The sequence below is a fragment of the Klebsiella sp. C283 genome (assembly GCF_048822555.1).
GTDB lineage: Bacteria > Pseudomonadota > Gammaproteobacteria > Enterobacterales > Enterobacteriaceae > Klebsiella > Klebsiella quasipneumoniae.
In genome coordinates this window covers 29,935-42,794 of the sequence record NZ_JBMEZS010000004.1, presented here as the reverse complement: position 1 = coordinate 42,794, position 12,860 = coordinate 29,935, and the positions used below count along the sequence as shown (strand labels likewise).

At 58.7% G+C, this 12,860-nt stretch carries 12 protein-coding genes; 7 read left to right on the top strand and 5 right to left on the bottom strand.

Annotation, left to right across the window (positions count from 1 at the left end):
• Positions 1–12 precede the first annotated feature (12 nt).
• Entirely contained in the window at positions 13–1,455 is a 1,443-nt protein-coding gene (gene pyk, locus ACOI7Z_RS08430; RefSeq protein ID WP_002911440.1) for a pyruvate kinase, read from the bottom strand.
• A gap of 125 nt (positions 1,456–1,580) precedes the next feature.
• Complete coding sequence (locus ACOI7Z_RS08425; RefSeq protein WP_072096624.1) at positions 1,581–2,486, bottom strand: MurR/RpiR family transcriptional regulator; 906 nt, start codon at positions 2,484–2,486, stop codon at positions 1,581–1,583.
• Positions 2,487–2,645: 159 nt separating this feature from the next.
• Between ACOI7Z_RS08425 and ACOI7Z_RS08420 the strand changes: the two genes are divergently transcribed.
• The 4 genes from ACOI7Z_RS08420 (at position 2,646) to ACOI7Z_RS08405 (ending at position 6,995) form a co-directional block, all read left to right on the top strand.
• Positions 2,646–2,795, top strand: coding sequence for a hypothetical protein (locus tag ACOI7Z_RS08420; RefSeq protein ID WP_032453387.1), 150 nt, complete (start codon positions 2,646–2,648; stop codon positions 2,793–2,795).
• 10 nt (positions 2,796–2,805) lie between these two features.
• A complete protein-coding gene (gene zwf / locus ACOI7Z_RS08415) occupies positions 2,806–4,281 on the top strand; it encodes a glucose-6-phosphate dehydrogenase (RefSeq protein ID WP_044523979.1) in 1,476 nt (491 codons plus the stop codon).
• A 222-nt stretch (positions 4,282–4,503) separates the two neighbouring features.
• Positions 4,504–6,315, top strand: a complete 1,812-nt coding sequence (edd, locus tag ACOI7Z_RS08410) for a phosphogluconate dehydratase (RefSeq protein ID WP_023290242.1) — start codon at positions 4,504–4,506, stop codon at positions 6,313–6,315.
• A gap of 38 nt (positions 6,316–6,353) precedes the next feature.
• On the top strand, positions 6,354–6,995 hold the full coding sequence (locus ACOI7Z_RS08405; RefSeq protein ID WP_002911423.1) for a bifunctional 4-hydroxy-2-oxoglutarate aldolase/2-dehydro-3-deoxy-phosphogluconate aldolase: 642 nt from the start codon (positions 6,354–6,356) through the stop codon (positions 6,993–6,995).
• Between the two features lie 56 nt (positions 6,996–7,051).
• On the opposite strand, the gene purT is transcribed toward ACOI7Z_RS08405, so the two are convergent.
• The gene (gene purT, locus ACOI7Z_RS08400; RefSeq protein WP_087849342.1) at positions 7,052–8,230 is read right to left on the bottom strand and encodes a formate-dependent phosphoribosylglycinamide formyltransferase; all 1,179 of its coding nucleotides are present in this window, start codon (positions 8,228–8,230) and stop codon (positions 7,052–7,054) included.
• Positions 8,231–8,365: 135 nt separating this feature from the next.
• On the opposite strand from purT, the gene ACOI7Z_RS08395 reads away from it, so the two are divergent.
• The 3 genes from ACOI7Z_RS08395 (at position 8,366) to ptrB (ending at position 11,779) form a co-directional block, all read left to right on the top strand.
• On the top strand, positions 8,366–8,713 hold the full coding sequence (locus tag ACOI7Z_RS08395; protein WP_032453376.1) for a YebG family protein: 348 nt from the start codon (positions 8,366–8,368) through the stop codon (positions 8,711–8,713).
• A gap of 225 nt (positions 8,714–8,938) precedes the next feature.
• A complete protein-coding gene (locus ACOI7Z_RS08390) occupies positions 8,939–9,598 on the top strand; it encodes a tellurite resistance TerB family protein (RefSeq protein ID WP_048336014.1) in 660 nt (219 codons plus the stop codon).
• Between the two features lie 120 nt (positions 9,599–9,718).
• A complete protein-coding gene (ptrB, locus tag ACOI7Z_RS08385; protein ID WP_420702146.1) occupies positions 9,719–11,779 on the top strand; it encodes an oligopeptidase B in 2,061 nt (686 codons plus the stop codon).
• A gap of 3 nt (positions 11,780–11,782) precedes the next feature.
• Here the strand turns inward: ptrB and exoX are convergent, their stop codons facing one another.
• The gene (gene exoX / locus ACOI7Z_RS08380) at positions 11,783–12,442 is read right to left on the bottom strand and encodes an exodeoxyribonuclease X (RefSeq protein WP_023290237.1); all 660 of its coding nucleotides are present in this window, start codon (positions 12,440–12,442) and stop codon (positions 11,783–11,785) included.
• Positions 12,443–12,520: 78 nt separating this feature from the next.
• Positions 12,521–12,751, bottom strand: a complete 231-nt coding sequence (locus tag ACOI7Z_RS08375; protein WP_002911406.1) for a DNA polymerase III subunit theta — start codon at positions 12,749–12,751, stop codon at positions 12,521–12,523.
• Positions 12,752–12,860 lie beyond the last annotated feature (109 nt).

The window sequence follows — 12,860 nt, the reverse complement described above, 5'->3', positions numbered from 1 at the left end:
AGAGACCGAGGCTTACTCGACGGTGAGGATACGCGTGGTGTTGGTGCTGCCGATGGTGCTCATCACGTCACCTTGGGTAACGACCACCAGATCGCCGGAGACCAGGTAGCCTTTGTCCCGCAGCAGATTGACGGCATCGTGCGCAGCGGCCACCCCGTCATTCTGGCTGTCGAAGAACACCGGCGTCACCCCGCGGTAGAGGGCGGTCAGGTTCAGGGTGCGCTCGTGGCGGGACAGGGCGAAAATCGGCAGACCGGAGCTGATGCGCGAGGTCATCAGCGCGGTACGGCCCGATTCGGTCATGGTGATGATGGCCGTGATGCCTTTCAGGTGGTTGGCGGCATACATCGCCGACATGGCAATCGCTTCTTCCACGTTGTCGAACTGGACGTCCAGACGGTGTTTGGAGACGTTGAGGCTCGGGATTTTTTCGGCGCCCAGACAGACGCGCGCCATCGCGGCCACGGTTTCCGACGGGTACTGACCGGCAGCGGTTTCCGCGGAGAGCATCACCGCATCGGTACCATCCAGCACGGCGTTGGCCACGTCCATGACTTCCGCACGGGTCGGCATCGGGTTGGTGATCATCGACTCCATCATCTGGGTGGCGGTGATGACGGAACGGTTCAGCTGACGCGCACGACGAATCAGCGCTTTCTGGATGCCCACCAGCTCCGGATCGCCGATTTCGACCCCGAGGTCACCGCGGGCAACCATCACTACATCGGAGGCGAGGATCACGTCGTCCATGGCGTCCTGGTCGCAGACGGCTTCCGCACGCTCGACTTTGGCGACGATTTTCGCATCGCAACCGGCATCGCGCGCCAGGCGACGGGCGTAGTTCAGGTCTTCGCCGCAGCGCGGGAAGGAGACGGCGAGATAATCGACGCCAATTTTAGCGGCGGTGACGATATCGGCCTTGTCTTTGTCAGTCAGCGCTTCGGCAGACAGGCCGCCGCCCAGCTTGTTAATCCCTTTGTTGTTGGACAACGGGCCGCCGACGGTCACTTCGGTGAACACTTTCATCCCCTGAACTTCGAGGACTTTCAGCTGCACGCGACCATCGTCGAGCAGCAGGATATCGCCAGGCACGACGTCCGCCGGCAGGCCTTTATAGTCGATTCCGACTTTCTCTTTGTCGCCTTCGCCCTTGCCGAGGTTGGCGTCGAGCAGGAATTTGTCGCCGACGTTGAGGAAAATTTTGCCTTCTTTAAAGGTCGATACGCGAATTTTTGGTCCCTGGAGGTCGCCGAGGATGGCTACGTGACGGCCCAGTTTTGCCGCAATCTCACGCACTTTATCGGCACGGAGCTGATGATCTTCCGGGGTGCCGTGAGAGAAGTTCATACGCACTACGTTTGCGCCCGCGGCGATAACTTTTTCCAGGTTGTTATCGCGGTCAGTTGCCGGGCCTAAGGTAGTAACGATTTTGGTTCTGCGAAGCCTTCTGGACATGTAATACTCCGTTGACTGATACAACTTTGGTGTTGCGTGAACATGGATTCGGTAGCGCCAGCCTGCAACGTCGCACAGCCGGATCGTTATCGAAGGTGTAATGGGGTACTGCTTGTTATCAACTTTTATTGATTATCACTGGGTACGAACGGTTCTTTATCAAAACGCGATTCCTTCAGCGCTTCCTTGACCCTCTTCAAGTTATCTCTGAATTTTGCTCCCCGGCGCAGGGTAAAGCCAGTCGCCAGCACGTCAATGACGGTCAACTGGGCCAGACGCGAGACCATTGGCATATAGATGTCAGTATCTTCCGGCACATCCAGGGTAATGGCCAGCGTGGCTTCCCGGGCCAGCGGAGAGCCGGGAGAGGTGAGGGCGATCACCATGGCATCGTTTTCACGGGCCAGCTGCGCCAGCTCCACCAGGCTCTTGGTCCTTCCGGTATGCGAGATAATCACCACCACATCATCGTCATCGCAATTCATACAGCTCATGCGTTGCAGGACAATGTCGTCGGAATAGATGACCGGCACGTTAAAGCGGAAAAATTTGTTCATCGCGTCATGAGCGACCGCCGCCGAAGAGCCCAGGCCGAAAAAGGCGATTTTTTTGGCCTGAGTCAGGAGATCCACCGCGCGATTCACTGCCGACATGTCGAGAGAATGATGGACCTGATCTAAACTCGCCATGGCCGATTCAAATATTTTTCCCGTGTATGACTCAACGCTGTCGTCTTCATCAACATTGCGGTTAACATAGAGTGTGCCGTGCGCAAGGCTCTGGGCGAGATGCAGTTTGAAGTCAGGAAAGCCGCGGGTTTCGAGACTGCGGCAAAAGCGATTGACGGTCGGTTCGCTCACCCCGGCCTCAAGGGCGAGGGCGGCGATGCTCGAATGAATGGCCTGCGCGGGGGTGGCAAGGATCACTTCCGCCACTTTGCGTTCAGATTTGCTAAGGTGTTCCAGTCGGGACTGGATTTTTTCCAGCATGTTCATTAGTAACAGGGCGCTCATCAATGGAAACGATTTCATTAATGGGTGAAATCATCGGGCGTTTTAGCAAGAATATACCCCTCCGCAAGCGCAAGCGGTGAGGAATGACGGGAAAAAATGTTGTTTTTTTTCATTACATGATCAGAGTCGTATTTTACTGACCTGAAACAGGTACAAACAACGAGCAATATCAGCCAGATGCCCAAATCATCGCCGAATGTTTTCACCCTGTGCGGTTTTCCCGCCGCAAACGGAGGGGAAGGCTTTCGGGAAATACGTAAACACAGTACAGTGCAGTGTAAGAAAATTACAAATATAGCCTGGCAAAAGCACCAGACTATCAACTGAGGAGAATGACATGGCGGTAACGCAAACGGCCCAGGCATGCGACCTGGTCATTTTCGGCGCGAAGGGCGACCTGGCGCGGCGTAAATTGTTGCCTTCCCTGTATCAGCTTGAAAAGGCGGGCCAGATCCACGCCGACACCCGGATCATTGGCGTCGGCCGTGCCGACTGGGATAAAGCGGCTTACACCAAAGTGGTGCGCGAAGCGCTGGAAACCTTCATGAAGGAAAAAATTGATGAAGGTTTGTGGGATTCCCTGAGCGGACGCCTGGAGTTCTGTAATCTTGACGTCAATGACACCAGCGGATTCAGCCGCCTGGGCGACATGCTGGACCAAAAGAATCGCGTCACCATCAACTATTTCGCCATGCCGCCGAGCACCTTTGGCGCCATCTGTAAAGGTCTGGGCGAAGCGAAGCTCAATGCCAAGCCTGCGCGCGTGGTCATGGAAAAACCGCTGGGCACCTCGCTGGAAACCTCGCGGGAAATCAACGATCAGGTCGGCGAGTTTTTTGAAGAGTGCCAGGTCTACCGTATCGACCACTACCTCGGAAAAGAGACGGTCCTCAACCTGCTGGCGCTGCGCTTTGCCAACTCCTTGTTCGTCAATAACTGGGACTGCCGTACCATCGATCATGTGGAAATCACCGTCGCGGAAGAGGTAGGCATTGAAGGGCGCTGGGGGTACTTCGACCAGGCCGGACAGATGCGCGACATGATCCAGAACCACCTGCTGCAGATCCTGTGCATGATTGCCATGTCGCCGCCGTCCGATCTCAGCGCCGACAGCATCCGTGATGAAAAGGTCAAGGTGCTGAAATCCCTGCGCCGTATTGACCGCTCCAACGTGCGCGAGAAAACCGTTCGCGGCCAGTACACCGCCGGCTTTGCCCAGGGCAAAAAAGTGCCAGGCTACCTCGAAGAAGAGGGGGCGAATAAAACCAGCAACACCGAAACCTTCGTGGCGATCCGCGTTGATATCGATAACTGGCGCTGGGCTGGCGTACCGTTCTATCTGCGCACCGGCAAACGTCTGCCGACCAAATGTTCCGAAGTGGTGGTTTATTTCAAAACGCCGGAGCTGAACCTGTTTAAAGAGACCTGGCAGGAGCTGCCGCAGAACAAGCTGACTATTCGCCTGCAGCCGGACGAAGGGGTGGATATCCAGGTCCTGAACAAAGTGCCGGGCCTCGACCACAAGCATAACCTGCAGATCACCAAGCTGGATCTGAGCTACTCCGAAACCTTCAATCAGACGCATCTGGCCGATGCCTATGAACGTCTGCTGCTGGAGACCATGCGCGGTATCCAGGCGCTGTTCGTCCGCCGTGATGAAGTGGAAGAGGCGTGGAAGTGGGTGGACTCCATCACCGAAGCCTGGGCAGCCGACCGCGATGCGCCGAAACCGTATCAGGCCGGGACCTGGGGACCCGTGGCCTCGGTGGCCATGATCACCCGCGATGGCCGCTCGTGGAACGAGTTCGAGTAAGCTCGCGGTCTTATCCGTCAGGGGTATTTTACCGGTAACATGATCTGACGCAGAAAGTCGCACGCTTTTTAATCTTTTAAGCCCCGTGAGGATTCACCCACGGGGCTTTTTTTATTACACTGCCTACAGACATTTTGCCCCTGAGCGCTGGTGTTGGTGGCTTCGGGCACCAAAACACGTCATCTCGCAGCGGCCGGACAGATAAAATTTTGAGGAGCCTTTATGAATTCGACAATGTTACGGGTAACAAATCGCATTATCGAACGGTCGCGTGATACCCGCGCGGCTTACCTCGCAAGGATTAACCAGGCCAAAACCGACACCGTGCATCGTGCGCAACTGGCCTGCGGCAATCTGGCTCACGGTTTCGCGGCCTGTCAGGCCGACGACAAAGCCTCCCTGAAAAGCATGTTGCGCAACAACATCGCCATCATCACCTCCTATAACGATATGTTGTCCGCGCATCAGCCCTACGAACACTACCCGGATATCATTCGCAAAGCGCTGCACAGCGCCAATGCGGTCGGCCAGGTGGCCGGCGGCGTGCCGGCGATGTGCGACGGCGTGACCCAGGGACAGGACGGCATGGAGCTCTCTCTCCTGAGTCGCGAAGTGATCGCCATGTCCGCGGCCATCGGCCTGTCGCATAACATGTTCGATGGCGCGCTGTATCTCGGCGTGTGCGATAAAATTGTGCCCGGACTGACCATGGCGGCGCTCTCATTCGGCCACCTGCCGTCGGTCTTTATTCCCTCCGGTCCGATGGCCAGCGGCCTGCCTAATAAAGAGAAGGTTCGCATTCGCCAGCTGTACGCAGAGGGCAAAGTTGACCGCATGGCGCTGCTGGAGTCCGAAGCCGCTTCTTACCACGCTCCGGGGACCTGTACGTTCTACGGTACGGCAAACACCAACCAGATGGTGGTGGAGTTTATGGGCATGCAGCTGCCGGGATCGTCCTTCGTCCATCCGGATGCCCCGCTGCGGGAAGCGCTGACCGCCGCCGCCGCGCGCCAGGTCACCCGCATGACCGGCAATGGCAACGAGTGGATGCCGTTGGGCAAAATGTTTGACGAAAAAGTGGTGGTTAACGGCATTGTGGCGCTGCTGGCGACCGGCGGCTCCACCAACCACACCATGCACCTGGTGGCGATGGCCCGCGCGGCGGGCATCATCATTAACTGGGATGATTTCTCTGACCTGTCAGACGTGGTGCCGCTGCTGGCGCGCCTCTACCCCAACGGCCCGGCGGATATCAACCATTTCCAGGCGGCGGGCGGCGTTCCGGTTCTGGTGCGCGAGCTGCTGAAAGGCGGCCTGCTGCATGAGGACGTTCACACCGTCGCCGGCTTCGGCCTGTCGCGCTACACCCTCGAGCCGTGGCTCAACAACGGCGAGCTGGACTGGCGGGAAGGCGCGACGGCGCCGCTTGACGATCAGGTCATCGCGACTTTCGAGAAACCGTTCTCCCGTCACGGCGGCACCAAGGTGCTGAGCGGTAACCTCGGCCGTGCGGTCATGAAAACCTCGGCAGTCCCGGTAGAGAACCAGGTGATTGAAGCGCCGGCGGTGGTGTTCGAGAGCCAGCACGACGTGTTGCCGGCCTTTGAAGCGGGTCTGCTGGACAAAGACTGCGTGGTGGTGGTCCGTCATCAGGGGCCAAAAGCGAACGGGATGCCAGAATTACATAAACTTATGCCGCCACTTGGTGTATTATTGGACCGCCGTTTCAAAATAGCGCTGGTGACCGATGGCCGACTCTCTGGCGCCTCCGGTAAAGTCCCGTCAGCCATCCATGTCACGCCTGAAGCCTATGATGGTGGGTTGCTGGCGAAAGTGCGCGATGGCGATCTTATTCGCGTGAACGGGCAGACGGGGGAACTGACGCTGCTGGTGGACGATGCCGAACTGGCGGCGCGTCAGCCGCATATCCCTGACCTCAGCGCGTCGCGCGTAGGAACCGGTCGGGAGATGTTTGGGGCGCTGCGTGAGAAGCTCTCTGGCGCGGAGCAGGGCGCAACCTGCATCACTTTTTAAGACGATTTAATTTCTAGATCTGGCGAGAGAAAATCCTGATGAAAAACTGGAAAACAACAGCAGAAGCAATCCTCACCTCCGGTCCGGTTGTCCCGGTTATCGTAGTGAAAAAGCTGGAACACGCGGTACCGATGGCGAAAGCGCTGGTCGCGGGCGGCGTGCGCGTCCTGGAAGTGACTCTGCGCACCGAGTGCGCCCTGGAGGCGATCCGCGCGATTGCTAAAGAAGTGCCGGACGCGATTGTCGGCGCGGGCACGGTTACCAACGTCGAGCAGCTGAAAGCGGTAACAGAAGCCGGCGCGCAGTTCGCTATCAGCCCGGGACTGACCGAATCTCTGCTGAAAGCGGCGACCGAAGACGGCACTATTCCGCTGATCCCGGGGATCAGCACCGTCTCCGAGCTGATGCTGGGCATGCAGTACGGTCTGAAAGAGTTTAAATTCTTCCCGGCGGAAGCCAACGGCGGCGTGAAAGCGCTGCAGGCGATTGCTGGTCCGTTCGGTCACATTCGTTTCTGCCCGACCGGCGGTATCTCCCCAGCCAACTACCGTGATTACCTGGCGCTGAACAGCGTGCTGTGCATCGGTGGATCCTGGCTGGTGCCGGCCGACGCCCTGGAAGCTGGCGACTACGATCGCATCACCACCCTGGCGCGTGAAGCGGTAGAAGGCGCGAAGTAAACCGCGCCTCAAGGTCAACAACCCGGTCAGCGGCAACGCGACCGGGTTTTTTGTTTTTACCCTTCGACGATAACCGCCGCGGCGGCGGTTTTAGCCCGCGCTACGGCCTCTTCCACTGAATCGGCGACGGCGAGGGTCACCCCCAGACGACGGGTGCCGTCAATCTCCGGCTTGCCGAACAGACGCAGCTGCAGGCCCGCTCCGACGGCCGACTGCAGCTGGCCGAAGCTGACGTTCTGGCTGGTCAGCTGCGGAAGGATCACCGCGGAAGCGGCTGGGCCATACTGGCGGATGGCGCCGACGGGCAGCCCAAGAAAGGCGCGAACGTGCAGGGCGAATTCCGAGAGATCCTGCGAAATAAGCGTCACCATTCCGGTGTCGTGCGGGCGCGGGGAGACTTCGCTGAAGATCACCTCGTCGCCGCAAACGAACAGCTCCACGCCGAACAGGCCATGCCCCCCCAGCGCCAGCACCACCTTACGGGCGATATCCTGAGCGCGCTCAAGGGCCAGGTCGCTCATCTGCTGCGGCTGCCAGGATTCACGATAATCGCCATCTTCCTGACGATGGCCGACCGGGGCGCAGAAATGCACGCCATCGACGGCGCTGACGGTGAGCAGGGTGATTTCAAAGTCGAAATTCACCACCCCTTCGACGATCACCCGCCCGGCGCCGGCGCGGCCGCCCTGCTGGGCGTAGCGCCAGGCTTCGCTGAGCTGGTCAGCCGAGCGGATAAAGCTCTGGCCCTTACCGGAAGAGCTCATCACCGGTTTGACGATGCACGGCAAGCCGATCTCCGCGACCGCCGCGCGGAAGGCGTCTTCACTGTCGGCGAAACGGTAGCTGGAGGTGGGGAGCTGCAGCTCTTCCGCCGCCAGACGGCGAATGCCTTCGCGGTTCATGGTGAGCTTCGCTGCCCGCGCCGTGGGGACCACTTTCTGCCCGGCCTGCTCCAGTTCGACCAGGATATCGGTGGCGATAGCTTCGATCTCCGGCACGATGTAATCAGGTTTTTCCTGTTCGATCAGCGCGCGCAGGCTCTCGCCGTGCAGCATATTGATGACGTGGGCGCGGTGGGCGACCTGCATCGCCGGGGCATCGGGGTAGCGGTCGACGGCGATAGTTTCAATGCCCAGACGCTGACATTCAATGGCGACTTCTTTACCCAGCTCGCCGGAGCCTAACAGCATAACTTTGGTGGCTGCCGGGCGCAGCGCGGTGCCTAATACAGTCATAACTCTCTTCCGCAGTAAAAAAAGATGCGGTTGATTATAAACGAAAACGTTTGCGTCTGTCTTTACGCGCGTGAGTTGAGTCCGGAAGGGAAATTTGCTATACTGTATAAAAATACAGTATTGAGAGGCTGCAGCATGGCGGTTGAAATTAAATATGTGGTGATCCGCGAAGGTGAGGAAAAAATGTCTTTTGCCAGCAAAAAAGAGGCCGACGCTTACGACAAAATGCTCGATCTGGCAGAGGTGCTGAATGACTGGCTGGTAGCATCGCCGCTGGAAATGGACGATGCCCAGCGCGATACCATGGCGATGTGGCTGGCGGAGCGTAAAGAGGCGCTGCAGCATATCCTGCGCGCCGGCAAACTGCCGGAGCAGGATGCGACTGCGCACGATGCGCCCGCGCCGTCAACGGACGCAGAGGCTTCCCCGGCGGAAGATGCCGCCGCGCCGGCTGCCAAAACGCGGAAAGCCAAAGCGGCCTGATGGCTGGCTGGCTGGCTGGTCGGTTGGTCGGTTGGTCGGTTGGTCGGTTGGTCGGTTGGTCGGTTGGTCGGTTGGTCGGTTGGTCGGTTGGTGGGTTGGTGGGTTGGTGGGTTGGACCCGGTACCGCCGCCGCGCGCACCTTTGCGCATCTTTAGCCATATCTAACATTTCCTGACATCGCGTCGTTTAGGCTGATAACAGTGTTTGTCACCTGAGAGGAAAACCATGGCTAACTGGCTAAATCAACTGCAGTCGCTGCTCGGACAGCAGGGCGCGTCGCCGTCCGGCGAATCGTCAAAAGGGAGCGCCCTGCTGCCCGGCGCCATCGGCGGGCTGGCAGGGCTGTTGGTGGCCAGCAAATCGTCACGCAAGCTGCTGGCGAAATATGGCACCAGCGCGCTGCTGGCTGGCGGTGGGGCAGTGGCGGGTACCGTGTTGTGGAACAAGTATCAGCAGAAAATGCGCGCTCAGAACACGCCCGCCCCGACACCAGAGACGGCTGCGGCGCCGGCGGATGTCGATCCGCGCAGCGTGCGGCTGATCACCGCCCTGGTGTTTGCCGCCAAAAGCGATGGGCATATCGACGATCACGAGCGGGCGAGGATTGAAGCCCAGCTTCGGGAAGCCAATATTGACGTTCAGGCGCGGGTGCTGATTGACCAGGCGCTGGCTCAGCCGCTGGATCCGCAGCGTCTCGCCGAGGGCATCGTTGACCCGCAGGAGGCGCTGGAGATCTACTACGTCAGCTGCGCGGTGATCGATATCGACCACTTTATGGAGCGCAGCTATCTCAACGCCCTGGGTGAGGCCCTGGCGTTGCCAAAAGATGTCCGGGCCGACATCGAACAGGATATCCAGTCACAAAAACAGGCGCTAAGCGTTTAAATTATCACGTTTCGCTTGCATCGCCCGCGTCTTTTGCCACCCTTATAGACACGTCATCATTCAGGCGCCACCCTGCGGCCTGAATGCTCTTGTGTCACGAAAAAGCAGCAGAAGAATAACATGCCACCTAAAGCCAAACGGATCCCTCACGCCATGACCTTGCATGGCGATACACGCATCGATAACTATTACTGGCTGCGCGACGATGAACGCGCGCGGCCTGATGTGCTGGAATATCTGCACGCGGAAAACGCTTACGGCAAGCAAGTGATGGATTCGCAGCTCAGCCTGCAGGAGCGTCTGCTGAAAGAGATTATCGACCGCATTCCGCAGCGGGAAGTCTCGGCTCCCTACAGCAAAAACGGCTTTCGCTATCGTCAGGTGTACGAACCGGGCTGCGAATACGCTATCTACCAGCGCCAGTCGGTGCTGAAAGAGGAGTGGGACGAGTGGGAGATCCTGCTTGATGCCAACCAGCGGGCGGCGAAAAGCGAGTTTTACACCCTGGGCGGGCTGGGCATTGCGCCCAACAACCAGCTGATGGCGGTGGCGGAAGATTATCTCTCCCGCCGCCAGTACGGCCTGCGCTTTTGCGACCTCAGCAACGGCGAGTGGTATCCGGAGACCCTGGAAAATGTCACCTCCGGCTTTGCCTGGAGCAACGATTCACGCTTTGTGTGGTATGTGCGTAAACATCCCACCACGCTGCTTCCTTATCAGGTCTGGCGCCACACCGTCGGGACGCCGGCGCAGAGCGACGCGCTGGTCTATGAGGAAAAAGATGAGACCTTCTACGTCAGCGTGCATAAAACCACATCCCAGCAGTTCGTGGTGATCTATCTCTCCAGCGCCACCACCAGCGAAGTGCTGCTGCTCAACGCCGAATTGCCAGACGCCGAGCCGGTCTGCTTCCTGCCGCGGCGTAAAGATCATGAATATAGCCTCGATCACTATCAGCACGCTTTTTATCTGCGATCCAACCGGGAGGGGAAGAATTTTGGCCTCTACCGTACCGTGCTGCGCGATGAAGAGCAGTGGACCACGCTGATCCCGCCGCGTCACGACGTGATGCTCGAAGGATTTACCCTGTTTACCGACTGGCTGGTCGTCGAGGAGCGTCAGCGCGGCCTGACCAGTTTGCGGCAGATTAACCGCAGGACCCGGGAGGTGGTAGGGATCGCCTTCGACGATCCGGCCTATGTCACCTGGCTTGCCTATTACCCGGAGCCTGAAACGTCGCGCCTGCGCTACGGCTACTCCTCGATGACCACGCCCGACACCCTGTTTGAGCTGGATATGGATACCGGCGAACGACGGGTGATCAAGCAGCAGGAGGTGAAGGGGCTGGACACCCGCTGCTATCAGAGCGAGCACCTGTGGGTAACCGCCCGCGATGGCGTCGAAGTCCCGGTCTCTCTGGTCTACCATCGCGACCATTTTCGTAAAGGGAGCAATCCGCTGCTGGTCTATGGCTATGGCTCGTATGGCGACAGTATCGATGCCGATTTCAGCGCCAGCCGGTTGAGCCTGCTCAACCGGGGCTTTGTCTACGCTATCGCCCACGTTCGCGGCGGCGGCGAGCTGGGCCAGCAGTGGTATGAGGATGGAAAATTCCTGTGTAAGAAAAATACCTTCAACGACTATCTGGACGTCTGCGACGCGCTGCTGGCCCAGGGGTACGGCGACCCGCGGCTCTGCTATGGCATGGGCGGCAGCGCCGGCGGGATGCTGATGGGGGTGGCCGTTAACGAGCGTCCAGAGCTGTTCCACGGCGTAATAGCTCAGGTGCCGTTCGTCGACGTGGTGACCACCATGCTGGATGAGACCATTCCGCTGACGACCGGCGAATTTGAAGAGTGGGGGAACCCGCAGGATGAAACCTATTACCACTACATGAAAAGCTACAGCCCCTACGACGGCGTGAAGGCGCAGGCGTATCCGCATATGCTGGTGACCACCGGGCTGCACGATTCCCAGGTGCAATACTGGGAGCCGGCGAAGTGGGTGGCGAAACTGCGTGAACTGAAAACCGACGATAACCTGCTGCTGCTCTGCACCGATATGGACTCCGGCCATGGCGGAAAATCCGGGCGCTTTAAAAGCTATGAGGGAGTGGCGCTGGAGTACGCCTTTTTCATCGCCCTGGCGCAGGGGACACTGCCGGGGAAAGCGGCAGTGTAGGGGCTATTCCCCGAGGTAATGCTTGAGCGTGAGGCGCAGCTCGGGGCTCATGCGGTCGAGATTGTTGAATAACCAGCGCAGATAGCCTGGATCGTTTTCAGCAATCTCGGCGACGGCTTTACCGCGGTATTTGCCGAAGGTAAAGGTGGTGAGCAGCGCCGGCCGACCGGTGATATCGGCCATTTCGTCAGGCGTCCAGCCGGAAACGTTGATGATATCCAGCAGCAGCGCAGCGGTGATATAGCAGTCATACAGCGCCCGGTGGTGATGCAGCCCCGGCGGCGTGGCCACGTTCAGCTTACGTGATTTATAGAGCCCCATATTGCTGTATTTGATCCCCGGCCACAGCCGGCGGGCCAGCTTCATGGTACAGATCCACTCGCCATGCATCTCCGGTAACACCCGACGATCGAAGCTGGCGTTATGCGCGACATACCACGGGCTGCCATGATAGTGCGGAATAATCTCCTCAATCCATGGCTTATCGGCGACCATCTCTTCGGTAATCCGGTGGATAGCCATCGCCTGCGGGCTGATGGGGCGGTCAGGACGCACCAGATGACTCATGGGATTGGTGATCTGCCCGTCGACAATGTCGACCGAGGCGACTTCAACGATGCCCCCCTGCAGTCCGCAGGTTTCGGTATCAATGACGCGCAGCATGGCTCGCTCCAGAGCAAAACAATAAGCGTAAAGCAATTGGCCAGGCTTGCCAACCGACGGCGAGGGGGGAAGTAGGCATTATTTCTGTTTCGGCTCCCAGGGCAGGCGGGACAGCGAGACGGAGGCCAGCCGATGGGCGATCAGTCGTTCGCGGAACCAGTCGCGCAGATGGGCGGGCTGTTCACGCTCGACCAAATCAGCGACCACCGGCATATTATACCGCTCTTTGAAGGCGACGCCGGCGGCGGCGAGATCGACGTTGACTTTATCCATCTCATCTTGCGAAATTTTGGCCAGATTTCTTTCCATCATACACTCCACTCTGCTTGTAAACCCGGTCAGGGCCTGACGCCCGGCTCGACTCTGCCATTATACAGGGTTATTCTCTGTGCTACAGACATAACAAAAGGGAATGACG